Below are 22,408 nucleotides of genomic sequence, written 5' to 3'. Positions count from 1 at the left end.
TATCCTTCCCGCACGGGTAGGTCCGCCTTGGCGGAGGGGCGGGCACCGTAACGCTGCGGGCGGGTCTATGGCGCACATCGTAGGAATCCACGGAATCGGTCAGCAGTTCTCCGGCGCGCATACGTTACATGCGACATGGCAACCCGCTCTGGCCGACGGAATGGCGGCGGCAGCCGATTCCTTCTCCGGCTCGGCCGACTCCTCCTCCGGCGCGGCCGACGCGCGAGCCGCGATCAAGAAGCTGAGCCTAGAAGTCGCCTTCTACGGGGACCTCTTCCGGCCCGTGGGAGGGAAGGCCCTGGGTGATCCACCGTACGACGCGACCGATGTCGGCGACACGGTCGAGGCCGAACTCCTGGACCTGCTGTGGCACGAGGTGGCGCACCTGGAGGATCGCCCCACCGGCGGTCCGACGAAAGCCAGGACCCCTCTGGTGGCGCAGCGCGCACTGAACCGACTGTGTTCCTCCCGTTTCTTCGCCGGTATCGCCGAGCGGGCACTGATCGCCGATCTGAAACAGGTGAGGGCATTTCTGTGCGACGCGGAGATGAAAAGACAGGTACTGGACCGCGTCGCGGGCTGCGTGGAGTCGAACACACGTGTATTGATCGGTCATTCACTGGGGTCGGTCGTGGCATACGAAGCGCTGTGCGCACATCCGGAATGGGCCGTGCACACCCTCGTCACCCTGGGTTCTCCCCTGGGAATTCCCCATGTGGTCTTCGATCGCCTCACTCCACGCCCCCAACAGGGGCGCGGGACGCCACCCCCGTCGATTAGCCGCTGGCTCAACATCGCCGATCTCGGCGACCCGGTCGCCCTGGAGAAGCGGCTCGCGGACAGGTTCGGCTCCGGCGTCCAGGACGAGCTGGTCCACAACGGCGCCACGGCGCACGACGCCGCCCCGTATCTCACCGCGCGGGAAACCGGGCACGGCGTCCTGGCTGCTTGCCTTGGTTGAGCCCGAGGACCTGTACCGGCGCTACCTCGTGTCCGCGGGTACCGCCCACTACGATCACCTGGACCAGAGCGAGCAACTGCGGTCCGTGGAGCATGACGTCGCGTCGATGGCGTCACTGTTCTGCGAGAACCTCGGTTACCGGCGGATCCTTCCCGAACTGGGCGAGAGCCCCTCGAGTGGCCGGCTCCGGGAGCTGCTCAGCAACTGGCTCGCCTCGTCCGAGCGCACCTCGTCCGACGTGCTCGTCTTCTACTACTCGGGACACGGATCCACCGGCCTCGACCGCCGCCACTATCTCCTCGCCCGTGACTCGAAGCCGTACAACCTGGTCGGGACGGCAGTGGCGACCGAGGACCTGGTACGGATGTTCGCCGGCAGCCCCGTGCGGCATGCGTTGATCATCCTGGACACGTGCTACGCGGGCGCGGGAGCCGAGGATCTGGTCGCGGCGATGCGGAGCATCAGCGGTACGCGGTACGCGCAGGAGTCATCCGGATCGGGACTCTGGTACATCGCCGCGACGCGCCCCAAGGAAGAGGCCGTTCAGCACGCTTTCGCCCAGGCACTCGCGCAAGCCGTCGCGGACCCGCGCAACGGACGCGTCCACCAGCCGTACCTCGATCCGAACGCCCTCGTCGGCTCCGTCAACGAGCGCCTGAGTCTCGACGGCAGGAGCCAGCGGGCACGGGGCTCCATGGGGGACAGCAGCGGCATCTCACCACTCCTGCCGAACCCGCGCCACCGCCCCGCGATACCCGCCGGGATCGACATCGAGACACAGCGCGGACTTCTGGACCGCGAGGACCTGATCGGTCACTGGAGCCCCAGGGCCCGGGGAGTCGAGGTCGAGGGCCAGGCGGGCTGGTACTTCACCGGCCGTTCACGTGCCCTGCGCGAGCTTGTCTCCTGGCTGACCTCCCGTGCGCAAGACACCAGGATGAGGATCGTCACGGGCGGTCCCGGATCGGGGAAGTCCGCGGTCCTCGCGCGGCTGCTCACCCTCTCCGACCCGCTGTACCGGGCCGGGATGCCACGCGATCAACTGCCCGACGACGGAACTGTCCCGCCCGTCGGATGCGTCGATGTGGCCATCGTCGCCCGTGACAAGACCCTGTCCGACATCATCGCGGCGATCGCCGCCGACACGGGCCTGCCCGCGGCGGAGCCGGCCGTCTTCGTGGAGTCGTTGCTCGCCGGTGAACGTCCCGTCACCATCGTGCTGGACGCCCTGGACGAGGCCATCGCGCCCAAGTCCGTGGCACGCGGGCTGCTCGCCCCGCTCGCCGCCGCCCACCACCCCGGCGTGCGTCTGATCGTCGGTACCCGCCGGGAGATCCTCCGTTCGCTCGGCAGTGGTCACGTCGCGATAGACCTGGACCTCCCGGAGTACCTGGAGTTCGCCGATCTCTCCGAGTACGTCCTGAAGTCGCTGCTCGCCGCGGACGCCCCCGGAACGGTGACGCCCTACCAGGAAAAGCCCAGACTGGCCCGGCAGGTGGCCGACGCGGTGGCCGCCAGGGCCAAGCCCACCTTTCTGATCGCACGGATCGTCGCCCATTACCTGGCCTCGTCGGCCGAGCCCGTGGACGTGACCCGAAGAAACTGGCGGTCGCAGTTCCCCGCCACGGTCGGGGACGCGCTCGACGAGTACCTGGAAAGGTTCGGCGACGACGAACAGCGCGTACGTGATCTGCTCATGCCGCTGGCGTACGCGAGCGGGGCCGGACTGCCGTGGGAGGACCTGTGGGCGCCGGCCGCGAGCGCCATCTCGGGCATGCCCTACACGGACACCGACATCCGGTGGCTGCTCGGCAGCGCGGGGGCCTACATCGCGGAAGGCGCGGAGGACGGCCGATCGGTCTACCGGCTGTTCCACAACGCCCTCGCGGAGCACATGCGCGCGTCGACGCGTGGTCTCGACGCCGATCACAGGATCGCGCGGGTCCTCGTCGACCGGGTGCCGCGATCGGCCGGCCTACCGGGCCCGGACTGGCGGATGGCTCATTTCCACACCAGGAACCACCTGGCCTCCTATGCGGCACGGGCAGGCAGGCTGGATGCTCTGATGAGGGACCCCCTGTTCCTCGTCGCTGCCGCGCCCGATCGCCTGGTGGAGGTGCTGTCCGCCGTGACCGACGACGACGCCGTCCGCATCAGCCGCACCTTCCAGCTCGCGGCGCACCGCATGTCCTCCGGCCGGTTCGCTGAGAACGCCGCTCTGCTGGAGCTGGCCGCTCGCTGTGACGGCGATCTGCTCCTGGCGGACGGGCTGGGACGGCTGCCTCTCGGCCAACCGTGGCGGGCACGGTGGGCACGATGGGAACACAGTCATCACTACCGGCTGATCGGCCGTCATGACGGCGCGGTGTGGACACTCGCCATGACGGAGTTCGACGGGCAGCAGATCGTGGTCTCCGGCGGAGAGGACGGCTTGGTCCGGCGCTGGGACCTCGCCGGGGGAAGCCCTCTTGGAGAGCCGCTGTCCGGCCATGTCGGTGCGGTTCTGGGCGTGGCCTCGGCGACGGTCGAGGATCAGCCGGTGATCGTCTCCGCCGGGTACGACGGCACGGTCCGCCGGTGGGAGCTGGTGGACGGCATTCCCTTGGGTGAGCCCCTGAGGGGCCACCAAGGACCGGTGAGATCGGTCGCCGTCGTCACGGAAGGCGGCCTCGGCGTGGCCGTCTCCGGGGGCGAGGACGGCACAGTCCGCCAGTGGGACCTGGTCCGGGGCAGGCCGCTGGGGCCGCCGCTGTCGGGACACCAGGGCCCGGTGCACAGCGTCGCCGTCGCGAAGGTCGATGGCCGGATCGTCGCGGTCTCGGGCGGCGCGGACGGCACGGTCCGACGCTGGGACCTGACGACCGGGACGGACTTCGGTGAACCCCTGACCGGGCATCAGGGCGCGGTGCGGGCGGCCGCGATCACCCGGTCCGAGGGCCGGCCGGTCATCCTGTCCGCCGGACACGACTGGTCGGTTCGGCAATGGGATCTCGCCGACGGTTCGGCGCTGGGCGAACCACAGACGGAGCACAACGCCCATGTGATGGCTCTGCACGCTGATCCGGACGAGCCGGGCCGGTTCGTCTCCGGCAGTTCGGACACCAACGCACGGCTGTGGTACGCCGATGGATCACCCGGCACGTCCTTCACCCACGACGGCTCGGTGACCTCGGTTCTCCTCGGACGGGTGGACGGTCGCCCGTGCCTCGTGACGGGCAGCGCCGATTCGACGATCCGGCACTGGGAGCCGGAGGCGGCAGCGGCGGTCGACGCGCCCGCCGCCTGCCACGAGGGCGGTGTGTCGGCGATCGCCTGCGGACGGGCGGCAGGGCGTCCGGTCGCCCTGACCGCGGGAGCCGACCGCACTGTGCGGCGATGGGAACTGACGACGGGTGAACCCGTCGGGGACGGTGCTCCGGGTCATGACGACTGGGTCAACGAGATGACGTCCTACCAGAGTCGCGGCCGTTCGATCGTCCTCTCCGCAGGGGGTGACGGCGGTGTACGACGCTGGGACGCGGAGAGCGGCACCCTCATCGGGGAGCCGCTCCTGTTCGGTGAGGGCAGGTGGGTGAACACGGTCGCGGCCGGTGCCGTCGGCGACGTCGACGTCGTCGTCGCCGGAGCGGACGATGGTGTGCTCCGCAGATGGAGTCTGTGGACCGGTGCCGAATGGGGTGACCCGATCGTCGCTCACACCGCCTCGATCACCACGGTGCGCACCGTGGTCGTCGGCGGAACGTCATTGATCGTTTCCGCGTCGTCCGACCGCACCCTGCGCTCCTGGAGTCTGCGGGACGGTCAACCGGTCGGCGCTCCGCTCACCGCTCATGGGGCCACCGTCTGGTCTTTGGCGACGGGTGAATGGGGCGGCAGGACGATCGTCGTGTCCGGTGACGCGGCCGGCATGGTCGCCGGATGGGATCTGACCACCAGAGCGCGCTTGGGCGAACCGTTCCGCGCACACGACTCGGAGGTGCTGTGCGTCGCGATCGGCCGGTGGGGTACGGCCGACTGTCTGGTCACGGCGAGCGACGACGGCCTGGTGAGGATCTGGCACGGCTGGGGACGCCTCAGGCATTCCATCCCGACGGGAAGCGGCGTCATGGCGATCCAGCCGACCTCGACCGGAGCCGTCGTGGTGGGCACCTGGCGGGGACTCCTGCTCCTCGCGCCAGGAGACCGGTACGCGTCCGCCGAGTCCGACCCCCTGATGTGAGCACACCGGGACGACCTCAGGGGGCCCGCACAGAAGTACGAGCCCCCTGGTGGGGAGCGTCAGGCTGCCCACGGCCAGTCGTCGCCCCGCGCTGCTTCGAGCAGCGGAACCATCCGGAAGGCCGCGTCGGACAGTCCCCCGAAGGTGTGCCGGTTCCCCTTCCCCGAGGGGCCGTGGCCCGCCCGGTATCCGGCGAGGTTCCAGGTGTAGACCGGCAGGTTCGCCGGGACCTGCTCGGTCGGGTCGCCGTGGTGGCTGAAGCTGTACTGCTCGTCGGTGACGATCAGCACCCGGTCGTGCTTCTTGTAGTGGCGGCGCACCGCCGCGGTGGTGTCGGTGCCGCCCAGGTCGCCGAAACGGCCGAGGATCTTCAGCACGGACTCGCCCCGACGGAACTTGATCTTGTTGCTGCCGGTGCCGAACTCGACGAGGTCCGCGTCCGCCGCCCGCAGCGCGAGCGCCGTGCCGAAGATCGCCGCAGCGTCGGCCCGGTTGAGCTCCGAGCGGTCGGACAGCCGCGCCCACATCGAGCCCGACCGGTCGACGAGCACCAGCGTGCGGCCGGGCAGGGCGGGCACGTTGGCCAGCGAGTGGCCGAGCGCCTGCTCCAGCGGGTACGACCAGCGCAGCGACGGCGCGTGCTGGTACGCGGCGAGGTACCGGAAGGGGAACTGCCCCGAGCGCACGACCTGTGCCGGGTCGCTGATCTTCGCCGCGACCCGGGCCGCGACCTCGTCGGAGACTCCGGCCTGGTCGAAGTTGCGCAGGTTACGGACCAGCGCCATGGCGCCCATGGACGGGATCACGGCCTCCCAGGCCGCCTTGTCCATCGGGCCCTGGAGCCACCCGGCCAGTGCCTCCCAGGTCATTCCCGCCGCCGCGAGGCGCTCGGCACCGCCCGCCGCCGTGACCACCGCGCGGCGCTCCTCGACCGGCAGCGCCATCAGCTCGCGGTGCGCGGTCAGGACCCGGTTCGAGGCGGGCGGTACGGCGGTGTCCGGGTTGTGCCGGCGGTCGAGGGCGTACTGGAACAGCTCGCCCTGCCACGGCTTGTCCGGGTCCGGGGCCGCGTGCACCAGGTTGAGGATGTCGCCGAAGCGGTAGCCCTTGGAGGCGGTGTCGTACGTCAGCAGCGAGGTGCCGTGGTAGAGGCGGCGTACGGCGTCGGCGATCCCGCGCTTGACGGGCTTGGGGACGCTGCGGCCGTAGGTCGCCGTCCAGTACGCGAGCAGTTCGCCGGGCTCGTCGGGGCGCCGCAGTACCGAGGCCACGACCTGGCGGTTGGCCGGGCCGTCGGTGGCGCCCGCGTCGAGGCGTGCCTTCACGTACTCGGCGGCACCCACGAGGGAGGCGGTACGGAGGTTTCCCTCGCCGCGCAGCCAGCCGAGCAGGCCGGCGGTCCAGGTCGGGTCCTCGACGGCGAGCCGGCGTACCAGCTTCGCGAACCGGTCGTCGCGGTCGGCGCCGCTCTCGTAGAAGGTCTGCTGCGCGACGAAGTTGGCGACCGACAGAAGGAAGAGCTCGGAACGGGCGTCGCGCTCGCGGCCGCGGCCGCCCTCGTAGGTACGCAGCACACGGCCCGTGGAGGTGATCCGCGAAGTGGGCTGCGTCTTCGCGCCCTTGGTGTTGAATCGCGCCATGGTGAATTCCCCCGAATTCTTTGCTGTTTCGGAGGGAGGCGCAGCAGAAGGAGGGTGCCCGAGGTCAGGGTCGGCGACGGGCTTTTTCCTGGCGCGTCTGCCAATTTCGCCACATCGACCCTGGGTCGATGACGGGATTCGAACCCGCACCAATTTCTCGACCAGGTCCCTGAAGTATCCGTTGCCTGCGCACCGGGCACCCACCATGTGCTGCGCCTCCCGAGATCAGATCGGCGGCGGCACTGATTCACTGTGAGAAAGGGAAGTAGCCGCAGCCCGCGCACCGGGAGGTGCATGAAGTTGTGGTGTCCAGAGATCGAAGTCGGCGGAACCAAAGGTGCTCTGACCCCTGAGCTACACCGGCGTGTGGTACCGGTGGCGGGATTCGAACCCGCGGCCGCCCCATTATCAGTGGAAGTAGGTCCTGCCTTCGCACCTGGACGTGCATAACCTTAGGAGGGCGGCCGCGGTCGAGCGAGCGAATTAAATTCAGCGGAGCGTGTCAGCCGCGCTTCTGCCGCTTCCAGGGCCCGGTGATCGCCAGCATGATGCCCGGCGTCTGGATGTTGGCGTACAGCGTCCGGCCGTCGGGCGAGAAGGTGACGCCCGTGAACTCGCTGTATTCCGGCTCCTCTTCGGTGCCGATGTTCAGTTCGTTGCGGGCGATGGGGTACGTGCGGCCGCTGTCGGTGGCGCCGAACAGGTGCTGGACGCCCTCGCCGTCCTCGGCGATGACGAGGCCGCCGTAGGGGGAGACGGTGATGTTGTCGGGGCCGTCGAAGGCGCCGTCCTTGGACGGGTCGGGGTTGACGCCGAGCAGGACCTTCAGGGTGAGGGTGCGGCGCTTGGGGTCGTAGAACCAGACCTGGCCGTCGTGCTGGACCGGGCTCTCCTCGCGGGCGTAGGAGGAGACGATGTAGGCGCCTCCGTCGCCCCACCACATGCCCTCGAGCTTGCGGGCGCGGGTGACCTGGCCGTCGGTGAACTGCTTGCGGACGGACACCGTCTTGGCGTCGCGGTCGGGGACGTCGATCCAGTCGACGCCGTAGACCGTGCCGATCTTGGTGGCGCGGGAGAGGTCGTCGACGAACTTGCCGCCGGCGTCGAAGCACTTGAAGGCCTGGAGGTCGCCGGCGTCGGCGGCGAGGGTGCGCAGCTTGCCGCGGCCGTGGTGGAAGCCGGCGGGCGGAGTCCAGCGGAAGAGCAGGCCGTTGGGGCCGGAGGCGTCCTCGGTGAGGTAGGCGTGGCCGCGCTTGGGGTCGATGACGGCCGCCTCATGGGCGTACCGGCCGAACGCCTTGACGGGCTTGGGGTCGCGGTTGGCGCGACGGTCCTCGGGATCGACCTCGAAGATGTAGCCGTGGTCCTTGGTCATGCCGTTCTGGCCGGCCTTGTCCTCGGTCTCCTCGCCGGTGAGCCAGGTGCCCCAAGGGGTGCTGCCGCCCGCGCAGTTGGTGGAGGTGCCGGCGATGCCGACCCACTCGGCGACGCGTCCGTCGGGGCGGACCTCGACGACCGTGCAGCCGCCGGACGCGGCGGGGTCGTAGACCAGGCCCTCGGTGAGCGGCACCGGGTGGGGCCAGTTGGCGCGCGGGCCCTTCAGCTCGTGGTTGTTGACGAGGAGGGTGGTGCCGCGCGGGCCGTCGAAGGTGGCCGTGCCGTCGTGGTTGGAGGGGGTGAACTCGCCCGACTCCAGCTTGGTCTTGCCGCTGTAGGTGATGACGCGGTACGTGAACCCGGCGGGCAGCGCGAGCAGGCCCTTGGGGTCGGGGAGCAGCGGTCCGTAGCCGACCCCGTGGTGTGCGGCCGCCGATTCCGCTTCGGCGCTCTCGGCCTCCGGGGAGGTCTCGGTGGACGCGAGGGCGTTGGGCGCGGTGGCGAGGGCGCCTACGCTGCCGGCCAGCGCGACACCGGCACCGGTGATCGCGGAGTTTCTGGCGAAGTCCCTGCGGGTGAGCGACATGGTGTCTCCTGTGACGGTGGGCGTGCCGTGGAGGGTGGCGGACCTCGGTCCGCGCCACCGTCCCGCCCGTGCCTGAACGGCGGTTGAACACCGGGCGACGTCAGGGGACCCGCTTCCATGAATCCGTATGCCTTGCCCCAGCGGAACGAAAAGGGCAGCCCACCGGGGCTTCAAGCCCGGCCCCGACCGGAAACCGCCTGGCGCACGGCCGGATCCGGACCGGGCGGCCGCCCCGCCCCTGCCTTCCCCCGGCCCGCTCCCTCAACCCCCTTGCTGTGACCGCGCCTTGAACGCCGCCTTGCGTGCTTCCTTCGCGATCCGTTTGTCCGGGTGCAGTCGCCCCATGGCTTCCAGGACGTCCGCCGCGGCCGGGTGGTCGACCCGCCAGGCCGCCGCGAAGAAGCCGCTGTGCTGTTGGGCCAGGCCTTCCACGAGTTCTCGCAGTTCGTCGGAGTTGCCCTCGGCCGCCAGTTGCGCGGCGACCGTGTCGACGGTGAGCCAGAAGACCAGGTCCTCGGAGGGGGCGGGCACGTCGGGGGCGCCGCGCTCGGTGAGCCAGACCCGGGCCAGGCCGCCCAGTTCGGGGTCGTCGAGCACCTCCCGCAGGGCCGGTTCGGCCTCGTTGCCCACCAGGGACAGCGCCTGCTGGCAGCGCAGCCGGCGCAGCGGCGCACCGGCGTCCAGGCCCCGCGCCGCGGCCAGCAGCTCCCGTGCCGCGGCGAGGGAGTCACGGCGGGCCAGCCACCGCTCGGTCTCGGCGTGGGCCGCGCCCGGCGGGAAGGTCGCGGTGCCGTCGAGCAGCGCGTCCGCTCCCTTGTCCGCGAGGTCGCCGACCGCGGGGGCCTGGAACCCGGCCTCCTGGAGCCGGACCCGCAGTCCGTACCGGCCGAGCGGGGTCAGCCGGACCATGCCGTAGCGGGAGACATCGGTGTCGTCGACGGCTGTGGGCTCCTCCTCGGTGTCCGCCATCAGCGTCTCGTCGACCGGCTGGTACTCGACCAGCCCGACCGGCTCCAGCAGCCGGAACTGGTCGTCCAGCCGCATCATCGCGTCGGACACCTGCTCCAGCACGTCGTTGGTGGGCTCCCCCATGTCGCTGGGCACGATCATCGAGGCGGCCAGCGCGGGCAGCGGCACGGGGCTCTCACCCGGTCCGTCCTCGGTGACGGTGAGCAGGTAGAGGTTCCCGAGCACACCGTCCAGGAACTCCGACTCGGCCTCCGGGTCCCACCCCAGGGAGGAGAGATCGACCTCGCCGAGGTCTCCCTCCGGGTTCACCGCGTCGACCAGGTCGTCCAGGTCCGGCACGCTCGCGTCGGCGAGCACCGTCTCCAACGCGCCCAGCCACACCGCGAGCACGTCGTTCGGGGAGCCGCCGGTCAGCAGCGTCAGGTCCTCGCCGGCCGTGACGGTGCCCGCCTCCTCGTCGACGATCTCGACCAGCCCGGTGTCGACGGCGATCCGCCAGGCCTCGCTCGCGTACGCCGCCGCGTCGTCGCCGGTCAGCCCGAGGAGCTGGGCCGCGGCCGGCAGCTGTTCGTCGACGAGTCCGCCCCCGGCGTCGACGCGGGTGTCCGGGCCGGCCCAGCGGGCGAGGCGCGCGGCGCGTGACAGCAGTGGCGTGGACAGCGCGTCCCGCGCCAGCTCCGCTTCGGGGTGAAGCCGCACCGGCGGCAGGGGGGAGCTGTCTGACATCGGTTGGTTCTCCTAGGGACGCGTACCACCACTCAGCCGCTCAGCCTAGACGGATATCCACCCATGCCGCCCGGTTCATCTGCCGGTCGGCCGCAGTACATGGCCGGATCCTTGACAACTGACCGGAGCACGCAGGAGATTGACGCGCGTAGAAACCAGCTGGACATGACATGTGCTCGCTGAATTCGCTACGCGCGTCGCCACCGCCCCACCGGTCGCGGCTCCCGCCGTTCCACGCACCACCCTCGTCCCGGCGCCCATGCACGTCCCCGGAGGGATCCCGTTGCCGAACACGTCTTCCGCCCGTCTCGCCGCGCTCACCGTCGCCGCCGTCTGTTCGGCGGCGTCCACTGTCGTGCTCACCTCACCCGCGCACGCGGACTCCGTGCGCATCCACGACATCCAGGGCACCACCCGGATGTCGCCGTACGCCGGACAGCAGGTCACGGACGTGGCCGGAATCGTCACCGGAGTGCGGACCTACGGCTCCTCCAGAGGCTTCTGGATCCAGGATCCGAACCCGGACGCGAACCCGGCCACCAGTGAGGGCGTCTTCGTCTTCACCGGTTCCGTGCCGAAGGTCGCGGTCGGCGACGCGGTCACCGTCTCCGGCACGGTCTCGGAGTACGTCCCGGGCGGCACCGCCACCGGCAACCAGACGCTGACCGAGGTCACCAAGCCGACGGTCACGGTCGTCTCCAGCGGCAACGCGGTCCCGGCCGCCACCGTCATCACCGCGAGGTCCGTGCCGAGCGCGTACACGCCGACCGGTGACACGGCCGCCAGCGGCTCGGTCAACGGTCTGACGCTGCGGCCGTCGAGGTACGCCCTGGACTACTACGAGTCCCTGGAGGGCATGAACGTCCAGGTCGCCGACGCCCGCGTGGTCGGCGCCACCGACCCGTACACCGAGCTGTGGGTCACGGTGAAGCCGCGCGAGAACAGCGACCGCCGGGGCGGCACGGTCTACGGCTCCTACGACTCCCAGAACACCGGCCGGCTGCAGATCCAGTCGCTGGGCGCGACGGCCGACTTCCCGGTCGCGAACGTCGGTGACACGCTCACCGGCGCCACCGCGGGCCCGCTGGACTACAACCAGTTCGGCGGATACACCCTGGTCGCGGGCAAGCTCGGCACTCTCAGGAGCGCCGGGCTGCAGCGCGAGACCACCGAGCGGCAGAAGAAGGGCGAGCTGGCGGTCGCGACGTACAACGTCGAGAACCTCGACCCGGGCGACGCCACCTTCGAGGAGCACGCCGCCGCGATCGTGCACAACCTCCAGGCGCCGGACATCGTGTCCCTGGAGGAGATCCAGGACGACAACGGCGCGACGAACGACGGCACGGTCACCGCCGGCCGGACGCTCACGAAGCTGATCGACGCGATCGTCGCGGCGGGCGGCCCGAGGTACGACTGGCGCTCCATCGATCCGGCGAACAACGCGGACGGCGGCGAGCCGGGCGGCAACATCCGCCAGGTGTTCCTGTTCAACCCGGAGCGGGTGTCGTTCACGGACCGTGCGGGCGGCGACGCCACGACCGCCGCCGGGGTCACCAAGGAGCACGGCAAGGCCGCGCTGACCCTCTCCCCGGGCCGGATCGACCCGACGGACACCGCCTGGGCCAACAGCCGCAAGCCGCTGGCGGGCGAGTTCGTCTTCCGTGGCCGGACGGTCTTCGTGATCGCCAACCACTTCAACTCCAAGGGCGGCGACCAGGGCCTGACCTCGCAGTACCAGCCCCCGGCGCGCAGCTCGGAGACACAGCGCCACCAGCAGGCGACCCTGGTGAACGGGTTCGTCAAGGACATCCTGGCCACGCAGAAGAACGCGGACGTCGTCGCCCTCGGCGACATCAACGACTTCGAGTTCTCCGGCACCGCGAGGATCCTGGAGGACGGCGGAGCGCTCTGGTCGGCGGTCAAGTCGCTGCCGAGGAGCGAGCGTTACTCGTACGTCTACCAGGGCAACACCCAGGTCCTCGACCAGATCCTGGTCAGCCCGTCGATCCGGCGCGGCTGCGACTTCGAGTACGACAGCGTGCACATCAACTCGGAGTTCAACGACCAGATCAGCGACCACGACCCGCAGGTGCTGCGCTTCCAGCCGTGACGCCCCCGGCTCAGGGCCGGCTGGACACTCCGTCCAGCCGGCCCGCCCGGCGCCGTCAGTCCGGCACGAGTCCGAGGGCGTGGTCGTACCGGCTGACCGTGCTCCTCTTCAGCCCGGGCCAGCTCTGTACGCGCTGCCACCGGGCCGTGGCCGAGCCGACGCCGTCACCGGGTGCGGCGAGCGCGTCGATGTGGGCCTGGGCGGTCTCCCACTCGGCGTAGTTCAGGACCCTGGTGCCGTCGGTGCTGACGTGGAAGTGGGCGGAGATGCCGCCCGGATGCGGGTTCGGCTCACTCTCCAGCGCCTCGAAGACGGCGTCGACCCAGGCTCGCTGCCTGTCGGGGTCGGGTCCCTCGAACTCGACGTCGACGATCACGACGCAGCCGGGCACGAGGGCGGGGCGGTCCTGCCGGATTGTGCTGCGGTAGCGCCGGTACCGGTCGAGCCGCACTCGCTCGATCCCGGGCACCGCGGTGTCGATCTCGTCGACCCGCTCCTGCCGGTGCGTCTTCACGAAGGCCTCGTAGGCCTGCTCGCTCCGCCACTGCGAGTGGTGCAGCAGGGTGGACCCGTCGTGCCCGGCGTAGAGGTGGTAACCCAGGAGGCCGGGGGCGGGCCAGGGCCGCCGGGTCCAGGTGCGCGCGACGGCGTCGACCGTCTGCCGCTGGCGCTCGGGGGTGCCGACCCGCCAAGTGCTGAAGAAGGGGGCGTCGACGTGGGGGTGCGTGAGGTCGGGATGGATGTCGGTACGGCGGGTCATGGTGGGCTCCGTCGAAGGGTGGGAATCGGTACGGGATGCGCGCACCGACCACTCTTCGACCTCAACCATGATTCAGGTCAAGTGACGGACTCCGGGAGCTGCCCCTGGGCGCGGGCGCCGCTGTCGCCGTCGGGGCGACACCGGCGCCTCGTCACACAGCACTCACCGTCCGTGACGGCGCCGCCGCACCACCCCCACCGCGACGACCGCGCCCGCTCCCACCGCCACCCCGGCGACCAGCACCGGACGGGGATGGCGGCGGCCCGTCCGGACCGCGTTGCGGACCGGGACGGGAAGGTTGTGTTCCACGGTGTGGGCCCGGTGCTGGAGGCCCTCCTCCACGGCGTGGGCCTTCTCCTGGACCGTGTGACCGGTCTGCGCCGCCGTGCTGCGCAGCTGGACCGTCATCGCGCCGGCCTTGTCCCGCAGGTCGGCGGCCCTGGCCCGGGCACGGCCCTTGACGTCGGCCTTTCCGGCCAACGCCTCGACGGTGTCACCGAGTTCACCGCGGGTCCGCTCGATCTCCCGGCGCAGTTCGTCGGGCCCCTTGGCACCGCCCTGCCGCGGCGCCCGGTCACCCGAGTCGTGATCGTTCGCTGACTTCTCCCGGTCCGTCATCGGTGCGCCCTTTCCTTGATCTCCTCGACGTCGGCCTTCACACTGCCGAGGGCCTGCTCGGGCGTGGGCGGCGCGGCGCGGCGCAGCTGGGCGCGGCCGATCGCCGCGAGGACGGCCGCGAGGACGAACAGCACGCCCGTCACGATCAGCGCCGCGGCCCACACGGGCAGCACCAGCGAGAGCGCGGCGGCGCCCGTGCCGGCGAGGGCGAGAAAGCCGGCGTAGCTGACGGCGCCCGCGGCACCGAGCAGCCCGCCGCCTCGTCCCGCGCGACGGCCCTTCTCGGCCAGTTCGACCTTGGCGAGTGCCACTTCCTGTCGTACGAGCCGGGAGAGCTGTTCGGTGGCCTGTCCGACGAGCTCGCCCACCGAGTGGTGTTCGTCGTGCGCTGGCCTGGGGGTCATGGTCCCGGTCACGGTTCCGCCTCCTCTCGGTCTGGGAACTCCCGGGTACCCCTGCCCGCTCCCGCTTACCCCTGCGCCGCTCCCCCGCTACCGCTGAGGTCCGGCGCCCGAGCCGTGCTCGCCCAGTCGGGCCAGCTGCGCCTGGAACCAGTCCAGTCGCGCCTGCAACAGGGCCGCTTCGGCGGTGAGTTCCGGCACACCCAGCCCCTCGGCCGTGCCGAGGGCGGCGGTCGGCAGGAGAGTGCCCGTGCCGGCCACCACGCGCAGGCCGTCTCCGGCCAGCCGGGCGAAGGCGGCGAGCGAGACCGACGGACGGCCGCGCAGGCAGCCCGCACAGGAGGGGGCGAGCGCCAGCCGGCCCGGGCGGCCCCAGCCGGCGTCGGCCAGGGCGGAGGCGGCCGTGCCGCAGACGCAGGGGCCGACGGTCGCCGTACGGACGCGCTGCCGGGCGTAGCGGAAGCCGCGTTCGAAGCGGAGGTAGCGGCCGAGCACGGACACCTCCAGCAGCACGGCCGTGCGGTGCTCGGCGGTACACAGCAGCGCCTCGGCCGCCGTGCGGTCGTGCACGCAGTGGAAGCCGCAGTCGCACCGGCGGTGCGGTACCCGGTGCCGCAGGCCGTAGACGCAGGACGCGTCGGCCACGACTCCGTAGGGCAGCGCGCCGCCGAGCGACACACCGGTGAACCCGGCCCGGACGCCGTCGTGGGACAGCACCGGGTAGGCGATCTTGTATCCGGTCGGCGGCTCCGTCGGGCGTTCCTCGGGGAGCCGCAGCCTCATCGTGCGGCCGGAGCCTCTTCGGGTTCCTTCAGGTCAGTGATCTCCTCGGGGAGTTCGGGCTCCTCCTCGTGGACCTGCGGCCGTTCTTCCGCGACTCCGCCGGCGAGTACCTTGCCGAGCTTCATGACGCCTCCCATCACAGGGGCCTATGACCGTACTGGCCATGGTGACCCATGTGGGGCGGACTTGCACATAGGGCCTGCGCGCGCGGGGACCGTGCGGGGACTACAGGCGACCCATCAGTATCACTTACTTATACCTCGTAGAAATATTAAGTAGAGCTTCACTGTCGTTGCGCCGAGACTACCCCCATGACCACGTCCCGGCCCTTCGGCCGCACCCTCTGCGCCATGATCACTCCCTTCACCGAGTCCGGCGCGCTCGATCTCGACGGCGCGCGACGGCTCGCCGACCGGCTGGTGGCGGACGGCTGCGACGGGCTGGTGCTGTCCGGCACCACGGGCGAGTCGCCGACCACGACGGACGCGGAGAAGGCCGCCCTGATCACGGCCGTACGTGAGGCCGTCGGTGACCGGGCCTCGATCGTGGCGGGTGTGGGCACGTTCGACACCCTGCACACGATCGAACTGGCCCTGGCGGCCGAGAAGGCGGGCGCCGACGGCCTGTTGGTCGTCGCCCCCTACTACAGCAAGCCCCCGCAGGACGCCGTCGAGGCCCACTTCCGGGAGATCGCCGACGCCTGTGGCCTGCCCCTCGCGCTCTACGACGTCCCCGCCCGCACCGGCACCCGCATCGAGCCGGACACCCTGCTCCGCCTGGCCGAACACCCCCGGATCGTGGCGGTCAAGGACTGCTCCTACGACTTCCTGGCCGCGCAAAAGGTCATCTCCCGCACCGAGTTGGCGTACTACGCGGGCTGCGACGAGCACAACCTCGCCCTGTACGCGGTGGGCGGCGCCGGTTACATCAGCACGGTCGCGAACGTCGTACCGGCTCACCTGCGAGCGGTCCTGGACGCGTTCGAGGCGGGCGACACCCCCGTGTCCGCCCGCCTCCAGCAACGCGCCACGCCGCTCATCGAACTGATGATGGCGGCGGGCCTGCCCGGCGCCGTCACCGCCAAGGCCCTCCTGCGCGAGCTGGGCCTGCCCGCGGGCCCCGTCCGCGCGCCGCTGCGGCCCGTCGGCCGCGAGGCGGTCGACGGACTGCTGGCGGCGTACCAGTCGCTCACCGCCGGCTGATCATCGGCGTGCGAAGACGGGCTCCCACTCCTGGCGGTCGATGCTGTCGCTCGGCTCGCGGACGCCGCTCAGGGGTACGACCTTGTCGCTGCCGATGGTGACCAGCACCAACTGGGGGCGGTAGGCCTCCTCCAGGCTCGTGACGCGCTCCCAGCCGATGAGGTGCTTGTCGTCGACCCAGGCGAGCAGCTCGCCGCCGCGCACCTTGGTGATCTCCTTGCCCGTCAGGGGATCACGGATCGAGGAGTACGACTTGCCGGGGGAGCCGGCGACCTCCTTCTCCAGGCCGAGGGCGGCGAGCCTGCCGTTCGGGGACAGCCGCGCGCCGACGTCCGACCGCAGGTACCGCTCGTTCGCGGGTGCGGCGGCCTTGGCGCCCTTGAGGTCGTAGAACTGCTGCATGCCGTCCTGGCCGCCGATGATCTGCGAGTACACCCGATCGCCCGCCCGGCTGAAGGAGAAGTCCTTGCGGCCGATGATGTCGCGATCGCGGGCGACCGGGCTCCAGGGGCCGCTCTGTCCGGAGGCCACGTCGAGGATGTAGAAACCGGACCGGACCGCGTCGCGGTACACGGACTCCAACGGTCCTGCTTCCTTGCCGTCCGCGGCCGACGTCGACTTCTCGCGCGGGTCGGGGTTGCGGTCGTACGTCGTCGCGACGAGCCTGCTGCCGTCGGACGAGAACGCGAGGCCGCCGACGCCGTGCTCGACCTGGATCCACCGCTCGACCTTCCCCGTGGCGAGGTCGAGCAGGCCGATCCGGTCGGCGGGCAGGTCCTTCTCCAGCACGGCGGCGGTTCTCAGTCCGGGGGCGACGGCGACGAAGGACCACCGGGGGTCCTTCTCGTACGTCCCGGTCTTCTGGTCCAGCAGCCAGTAGGTGCGCACGGATGTGCCCTTGCGGCTGGACGTGTAGTGGGTCTTCTCCGTGTAGTACGCGGCCAGTACCGCCTCCCCGGCCCCGATCAGGTCGCGCGGCGGCGACTGGTCCGGGTGGGCGTTGATGCCGCCCTGCTGGATGATTCCGGCGGGGTGCACGTCGTCCCTGCCGGAGTCCAGCAGCGGTACGCCCACGGCGACGGCGACCACGGCGGCGGTTGCCGTCGCCACGGCCACGAAGGCGCGGGTCCGCCGGCGTCGGCGGACCGCCAGCACCCGGTCGGCGAACCCGGCCCGCGCCGGAGCCTGTTCCGCGGCCTGCTCGCGCAGGGCATCGCGCACGAGTTCCTCGACGTTCATGGACGCACCTCCACGGGCGAGAAGTCACGGGACGGCTGCCGGCCAGCGGCCGGCGGGCCCAGGGCGGCGAGTTCGGGCGCGAGCGTGCGCAGCCGGGCGAGGGAGCGATGGGTGGTGGACCGGACGGTGCCGACCGAACAGCCCAGCAGCCGGGCCACCTCGGCCTCGGGCAGGTCCTCGAAGTAGCGCAGCACCAGCACGGTCCGCTGCCGTGCGGTGAGCCGGGACAGCGCGTCGCGCATCACGACGCGCAGGTCGGCCGCGGCCGCCGCGTCCGAGGTGCCGGCGCCCGCCTCGGGAGGCTGGGCGACGGTGACCTCCCGCCCGCGCCACTTCAGCCGCCAGCGGCTGACCTGCTGGCGGTAGAGGATCCGTCGTACGTAGGCCTCGGGCTCATCGATCCGCTGCCACTTGCCGGCCGCCCTGGCCAGCGCGCTCTGCAGCAGATCCTCACCGGCGTGCCGGTCTCCCCCGCACAGCAGCACCGCCGTCTTCAGCAGCGCCGACGACCTGTTGTCCACGAACTCCCGGAAACTCTCCAGCTCCGCGGCATCCATCGTCACCTTCTCTTCCCCCGGCGGACCCTGTGTCCCGCCCCTGTGCCCCTTGTGACGCGCCCGGCGGCCCGCCGCTATGCCTCCCCGGCGGAGAATTCTTCGAACGCGGAGACGGCGAGTCCGGAAGGGGCCCTAGGTCGGCGGCACGAGAAGGGCCGGGGCCCGTACCGCTGGTGCGTGCGGTACGGGCCCCGGCCTCGTCGACGGCCGGCCGCGATCAGCTCCGGGGCGGACCCGGCGCCGATCAGCGGCACGTCTGCGTCAGTTGTGGCTGTGCAGGATGTCGTTCAGGCCGCCCCAGACCGCGTTGTTCGGGCGGCCCTCGACCGTGCCGGTGACCGAGTTGCGGCGGAACAGGATGTTGGAGGCGCCGGACAGCTCACGGGCCTTGACGATCTGCCCGTCGGGCATGGTCACCCGCGTCCCGGCGGTGACGTACAGCCCGGCCTCGACGACGCACTCGTCACCGAGCGCGATACCCACGCCCGCCTCTGCGCCGATCAGGCAGCGCTCACCGATGGTGATCCGGACGTTGCCGCCGCCGGACAGCGTGCCCATGGTGGAGGCGCCGCCGCCGATGTCGGACCCGTCGCCGACCACGACGCCCGCGGAGATGCGCCCCTCGACCATCGACGTGCCGAGGGTGCCCGCGTTGAAGTTGACGAAGCCCTCGTGCATCACGGTGGTGCCCTCGGCGAGGTGCGCGCCGAGCCGCACGCGGTCCGCGTCGGCAATCCGGACGCCCTTGGGGGCGACGTAGTCCGTCATCCGCGGGAACTTGTCGACGGACGTCACCTGGAGGTGCAGTCCCTCGGCGCGGGCGTTCAGCCGCGCCTTCTCGATGTCGTCGACGGCAACCGGGCCGAGCGAGGTCCAGGCGACGTTGGCGAGGAAGCCGAACATGCCGTCCAGGCTCTGCCCGTGCGGCTGGACCAGCCGGTGCGAGAGGAGGTGAAGCCGCAGGTAGACGTCGTGGGCGTCGATCGGCTTGGCGTCGAGGGAGGAGATGACCGTGCGGACCGCGACCACCTCGACGTGCCGGCGGGCATCCGGGCCGACCGCCTTGGCGGCGCCCTCGCCGAGCAGCTCGACGGCCCGCTCGACGGACAGCCGCTCCGTGCCGGACGGACCGGCGTCGGGGTTAAGTTCCGGCGCGGGGAACCAGGTGTCGAGGACAGTGCCGTCGGCGGCGACGGTGGCAAGCCCGGCGGCAACGGCGCCGGTGGTACGAGGAGCAGTCGTGTCGGTCATGACGGCAACCTAACCGGCGGGAGCCCGCGGAGGCCAACCAGCGAACGGTACGTCTCAGGGGCCGGGCGGTCGGCCCGGGTGAGGACGCCCGGGACCACCGGGAAGGAACACCGCCGACCGATCGTGGCCGGTCCCGGGCGGAACTCCCCAGCGCACGAAAAGCCCCCGGCGACCGAAAAGCGGTTCACCGGCCCCGGGGGATGACCCGGCTGAACACCTCCCGCGCGAACCCCTCGTCGTACGGCGTGTCCGTCAGCAGCACCTGGAGGCAGATCCCGTCCGTGAGCGCGACCAGGGCCCGCGCGGTGACCGGGTCGGTGCGGTGGGCGAGCACGGTCGCGAGGCCGTCGGCCCACTCGGCGGCGACCGGGCGCAGGGCGGGGCGGCGCAGGGCGGCGAGGTAGAGCTCGCACTCCAGCTCGACGCCGGTACGCTCACCGGCCAGCCACTCGCCCAGCAGCCCGGCGAGTTCGGCGGCGAGGTCGGTGCCCGGGTCGGACAGACTGCCCCGCGCGGCGACCACCTTGTCGAAGCCCTCGCCCGCCTGCCGCAGGGCGGCCACCATCAGCTCGTCGAGGGTCCGGAAGTGGTACGTGGTGGAGCCGAGCGGCACATCGGCCTCGGCGGCGACGGTGCGGTGACTCAGCCCCGCGAGGCCCTTGTCCCCCACCACCCGGATCGCCGCGTCGATGATCCGCTGCCGCCGGTCGGGGTCGTAGCGCCGGGCCATCAGTGCGCCCCGCCCAGGTTCAGCACCACCACACCGCCGATGATCAGCGCGATGCCGCCCGCCTTGGCGAGGGTCAGCCCCTCCCCCAGGAACAGGACCCCGATCGTGGCGATGGCCGCGGTGCCGACGCCGGCCCAGATCGCGTACGCGGTGCCGATCGAGACGGTCCGCAACGTCTGGGCGAGCAGCGTGAAGGAGACGACGTAGCCGAGGACGGTCAGCAGCGCGGGCGTCAGTCTGCTGAAGCCGTCGCTGTACTTCATGGCGGTCGTCGCGGCGACCTCCGCGGCGATGGCGCCGACGAGCAACAGGTATCCCATGCGTACGAGCGTACACATCGGCGGGAGCACGTGCGGATCAAGGTGTGCCCCCTTGTCCAAGTGATCGCCGATTTCCGGTAATTGGAACCGGACACGATGTGGAAACGGCTCACTTCGAACCCCTGCCGTGGAGTCACCTGCTCCACTACTGTTTCACCGTTCACTTACTTCCCCATTACGTGCCGCAGTCGTCGCCTCGGGCGACGCTGGAGGAACTCGCATGCCACTTAGCAAGTCCCGGCCCCCGTCGAACTCCCCCTGGGAGAACGGCTGGGTTCCGGACACCTCCCGGGTACCGGGAACACGTCGGCTGTGGCTGGCCGGCGCGCTGGCCATAGCAACCGTCGTCACCTGCGTGACGTCGATCGCCCTGACGGACCAGCGCACAGAAGCCAAGTCGCCCGCCAAGGAGGGAAGGCCGGCCGCGGATACGAGCGGCCCGGGCCTGATCTCCTACGCCAGCAATTCCCCCAGCAGCGCGGCGGCACCGTCCGCGCCCGCGGGCAGGAAGAGCGGTTCGCCCTCCGCCCGGCCCAGCGCCTCGGCCTCCCCGAAGCCGCAGGGTTCGGCCTCCTCCCCGCCGGCCGACCGGCCCAAGCCCCCGGCTTCGCACCCCACGTCGTCCGCCCCCAAGCCGTCGACCACCTGGCGTTCGGTCCGCTCGGTCAACTACCCGGACCGCTACTGGCACGTCAACGGCAGTTACGTCGGACTCGACCGGGTGACCTACTCCTCGGCTCGCCGGGACGCCACCTTCAAGCTGGTCAAGGGCCTCGCCGACGCCTCCTGTTACTCCTTCGCCACCTCCGGCGGCTCCTACCTGCGCCACCGCGAGTTCGTCCTGCGCGCGGAGCGCAACGACGGCTCCGGACTCTTCAAGCAGGACGCCACGTTCTGCCCGCGCACCTCCGCGGTGTCCGGCGCGGTCATGCTGGAGTCGGTCAACTACCCCGGCCGTTTCCTGCGCCACAGGAACTTCAGCGTGCGTCTGGACCCGTACCAGTACGACAGCGGGTACCGGTCGGACTCGGCGTTCCGTCTGGTGGACGGGCTGGCCTGAGCCCCGGCACAGCAGGGCGGGGCCGGCCTGAGCCCTGACACACCAGTGGCCCCCGGCACGTGGTGCCGGGGGCCACCGCATGGCCGTACAGAGGGGCTCAGACGTTGAAGCCGAGCGCCCGAAGCTGCTCCCGCCCATCGTCCGTGATCTTGTCCGGACCCCACGGCGGCATCCACACCCAGTTGATGCGGAGCTCGTTGACGAGGCCGTCCGTGGCGGACTTGGCCTGGTCCTCGATGACGTCCGTCAGCGGACAGGCCGCCGAGGTCAGGGTCATGTCGATGGTCGCGATGTTCGCGTCGTCGATGTGAATGCCGTAGATCAGGCCGAGGTTGACGACGTCGATGCCCAGCTCGGGGTCGACGACGTCGTACAGGGCCTCACGGACCTCTTCCTCCGAGGCCGGCTTCATCTCGATGGTCTCGCTCATGCGGTCTTCCTTTCGGCGTCGGCCTCGCCCAGGGCCTGGGCCGTCGCGTCCTTCCAGGCCATCCAGCTCAGCAGCGCGCACTTCACCCGGGCGGGGTACTTGGAGACCCCGGCGAACGCGACCGCGTCCTCCAGGACCTCCTCCATCGCGTCGTCCGGTTCGATGCGGCCCTTGGACTGCATCAGCTCCAGGAAGGTCTCCTGGATCTTCTGCGCCTCGGTGAGCTGCTTGCCGACGAGCAGGTCGTTCAGCACGGAGGCCGAGGCCTGGCTGATCGAGCAGCCCTGGCCCTCGTACGAGACGTCACTGATCGTCGTGCCGTCGTACTTCACGCGCAGGGTGATCTCGTCGCCGCACGTCGGGTTGACGTGGTGCACCTCGGCGTCGCCGTCCCGGAGACCACGCCCGTGCGGGTGCTTGTAGTGGTCCAGGATGACTTCCTGGTACATCGAATCCAGCTTCATGCGAT

The 22,408-nt window shown here is 71.0% G+C and carries 20 protein-coding genes; 5 read left to right on the top strand and 15 right to left on the bottom strand.

Going from position 1 to position 22,408, the window contains the following annotated elements; all coding sequences use genetic code 11:
• Positions 1 to 160 precede the first annotated feature (160 nt).
• A complete protein-coding gene (locus ACFYRY_RS33145) occupies positions 161 to 961 on the top strand; it encodes a hypothetical protein (RefSeq protein WP_389154068.1) in 801 nt (266 codons plus the stop codon).
• Complete coding sequence (locus ACFYRY_RS33140; protein WP_389154065.1) at positions 954 to 5,180, top strand: caspase family protein; 4,227 nt, start codon at positions 954 to 956, stop codon at positions 5,178 to 5,180. The genes ACFYRY_RS33145 and ACFYRY_RS33140 overlap by 8 nt, the downstream gene beginning before the upstream one ends.
• A 59-nt stretch (positions 5,181 to 5,239) precedes the next feature.
• On the opposite strand, the gene ACFYRY_RS33135 is transcribed toward ACFYRY_RS33140, so the two are convergent.
• From ACFYRY_RS33135 to ACFYRY_RS33125, 3 genes are all read right to left on the bottom strand, one after another.
• Entirely contained in the window at positions 5,240 to 6,820 is a 1,581-nt protein-coding gene (locus ACFYRY_RS33135; RefSeq protein ID WP_389154062.1) for a TROVE domain-containing protein, read from the bottom strand.
• Between the two features lie 502 nt (positions 6,821 to 7,322).
• Positions 7,323 to 8,783 carry an alkaline phosphatase PhoX gene (locus tag ACFYRY_RS33130; protein ID WP_389154059.1) on the bottom strand — a complete coding sequence of 487 codons (1,461 nt, stop codon included), beginning with the start codon at positions 8,781 to 8,783 and terminating at the stop codon, positions 7,323 to 7,325.
• Positions 8,784 to 9,044: 261 nt separating this feature from the next.
• The gene (locus tag ACFYRY_RS33125) at positions 9,045 to 10,478 is read right to left on the bottom strand and encodes a hypothetical protein (protein WP_389154057.1); all 1,434 of its coding nucleotides are present in this window, start codon (positions 10,476 to 10,478) and stop codon (positions 9,045 to 9,047) included.
• 283 nt (positions 10,479 to 10,761) lie between these two features.
• Here ACFYRY_RS33125 and ACFYRY_RS33120 point away from each other — a divergent pair, with 283 nt between their 5' ends.
• A complete protein-coding gene (locus ACFYRY_RS33120; RefSeq protein ID WP_389154054.1) occupies positions 10,762 to 12,588 on the top strand; it encodes an endonuclease/exonuclease/phosphatase family protein in 1,827 nt (608 codons plus the stop codon).
• Between the two features lie 55 nt (positions 12,589 to 12,643).
• Here the strand turns inward: ACFYRY_RS33120 and ACFYRY_RS33115 are convergent, their stop codons facing one another.
• The 5 genes from ACFYRY_RS33115 to ACFYRY_RS33095 all read right to left on the bottom strand — a co-directional run bounded on the left by ACFYRY_RS33115 (position 12,644) and on the right by ACFYRY_RS33095 (position 15,275).
• Positions 12,644 to 13,348: an antibiotic biosynthesis monooxygenase gene (locus ACFYRY_RS33115; RefSeq protein ID WP_389154051.1), complete on the bottom strand. Its 705-nt coding sequence runs from the start codon at positions 13,346 to 13,348 to the stop codon at positions 12,644 to 12,646.
• A 162-nt stretch (positions 13,349 to 13,510) separates the two neighbouring features.
• Positions 13,511 to 13,966, bottom strand: coding sequence for a DUF3618 domain-containing protein (locus ACFYRY_RS33110; RefSeq protein WP_389154048.1), 456 nt, complete (start codon positions 13,964 to 13,966; stop codon positions 13,511 to 13,513).
• Entirely contained in the window at positions 13,963 to 14,382 is a 420-nt protein-coding gene (locus ACFYRY_RS33105; RefSeq protein WP_389154045.1) for a phage holin family protein, read from the bottom strand. The genes ACFYRY_RS33110 and ACFYRY_RS33105 overlap by 4 nt, the downstream gene beginning before the upstream one ends.
• 75 nt (positions 14,383 to 14,457) lie before the next feature.
• Entirely contained in the window at positions 14,458 to 15,150 is a 693-nt protein-coding gene (locus tag ACFYRY_RS33100; protein ID WP_389154042.1) for a hypothetical protein, read from the bottom strand.
• Positions 15,147 to 15,275 (bottom strand): hypothetical protein, encoded by a 129-nt coding sequence (locus tag ACFYRY_RS33095; RefSeq protein ID WP_389154039.1) that lies wholly within the window; start codon positions 15,273 to 15,275, stop codon positions 15,147 to 15,149. The genes ACFYRY_RS33100 and ACFYRY_RS33095 overlap by 4 nt, the downstream gene beginning before the upstream one ends.
• A 186-nt stretch (positions 15,276 to 15,461) precedes the next feature.
• On the opposite strand from ACFYRY_RS33095, the gene dapA reads away from it, so the two are divergent.
• Positions 15,462 to 16,352 (top strand): 4-hydroxy-tetrahydrodipicolinate synthase, encoded by an 891-nt coding sequence (dapA, locus tag ACFYRY_RS33090; protein ID WP_389154036.1) that lies wholly within the window; start codon positions 15,462 to 15,464, stop codon positions 16,350 to 16,352.
• On the opposite strand, the gene ACFYRY_RS33085 is transcribed toward dapA, so the two are convergent.
• From ACFYRY_RS33085 to ACFYRY_RS33065, 5 genes are all read right to left on the bottom strand, one after another.
• A complete protein-coding gene (locus tag ACFYRY_RS33085; RefSeq protein ID WP_389154033.1) occupies positions 16,353 to 17,591 on the bottom strand; it encodes a WD40 repeat domain-containing protein in 1,239 nt (412 codons plus the stop codon). It lies immediately after the preceding gene.
• Entirely contained in the window at positions 17,588 to 18,148 is a 561-nt protein-coding gene (locus ACFYRY_RS33080) for a SigE family RNA polymerase sigma factor (protein WP_389154871.1), read from the bottom strand. The genes ACFYRY_RS33085 and ACFYRY_RS33080 overlap by 4 nt, the downstream gene beginning before the upstream one ends.
• Positions 18,149 to 18,409: 261 nt before the next feature.
• Entirely contained in the window at positions 18,410 to 19,399 is a 990-nt protein-coding gene (dapD, locus tag ACFYRY_RS33075; protein WP_389154030.1) for a 2,3,4,5-tetrahydropyridine-2,6-dicarboxylate N-succinyltransferase, read from the bottom strand.
• 184 nt (positions 19,400 to 19,583) lie between these two features.
• The gene (locus ACFYRY_RS33070; protein ID WP_389154027.1) at positions 19,584 to 20,129 is read right to left on the bottom strand and encodes a TetR/AcrR family transcriptional regulator; all 546 of its coding nucleotides are present in this window, start codon (positions 20,127 to 20,129) and stop codon (positions 19,584 to 19,586) included.
• Complete coding sequence (locus ACFYRY_RS33065) at positions 20,129 to 20,449, bottom strand: DMT family transporter (protein ID WP_389154024.1); 321 nt, start codon at positions 20,447 to 20,449, stop codon at positions 20,129 to 20,131. Before ACFYRY_RS33065 ends, ACFYRY_RS33070 begins: the two co-directional genes overlap by 1 nt.
• A gap of 220 nt (positions 20,450 to 20,669) precedes the next feature.
• On the opposite strand from ACFYRY_RS33065, the gene ACFYRY_RS33060 reads away from it, so the two are divergent.
• Complete coding sequence (locus ACFYRY_RS33060) at positions 20,670 to 21,509, top strand: AbfB domain-containing protein (protein ID WP_389154021.1); 840 nt, start codon at positions 20,670 to 20,672, stop codon at positions 21,507 to 21,509.
• Between the two features lie 97 nt (positions 21,510 to 21,606).
• Here the strand turns inward: ACFYRY_RS33060 and ACFYRY_RS33055 are convergent, their stop codons facing one another.
• Together ACFYRY_RS33055 and sufU are read right to left on the bottom strand one after the other, a co-directional pair.
• Positions 21,607 to 21,939 (bottom strand): metal-sulfur cluster assembly factor, encoded by a 333-nt coding sequence (locus ACFYRY_RS33055; protein ID WP_030612912.1) that lies wholly within the window; start codon positions 21,937 to 21,939, stop codon positions 21,607 to 21,609.
• Complete coding sequence (gene sufU / locus ACFYRY_RS33050; RefSeq protein ID WP_356776351.1) at positions 21,936 to 22,403, bottom strand: Fe-S cluster assembly sulfur transfer protein SufU; 468 nt, start codon at positions 22,401 to 22,403, stop codon at positions 21,936 to 21,938. The genes ACFYRY_RS33055 and sufU overlap by 4 nt, the downstream gene beginning before the upstream one ends.
• Between the last annotated feature and the right edge of the window lie 5 nt (positions 22,404 to 22,408).

Origin of the sequence: Streptomyces sp. NPDC005263, assembly GCF_042872365.1 — a bacterium.
In the GTDB taxonomy this organism is placed as follows: Bacteria; Actinomycetota; Actinomycetes; order Streptomycetales; family Streptomycetaceae; genus Streptomyces.
This window is presented reverse-complemented; position numbering and strand designations above follow the sequence as displayed.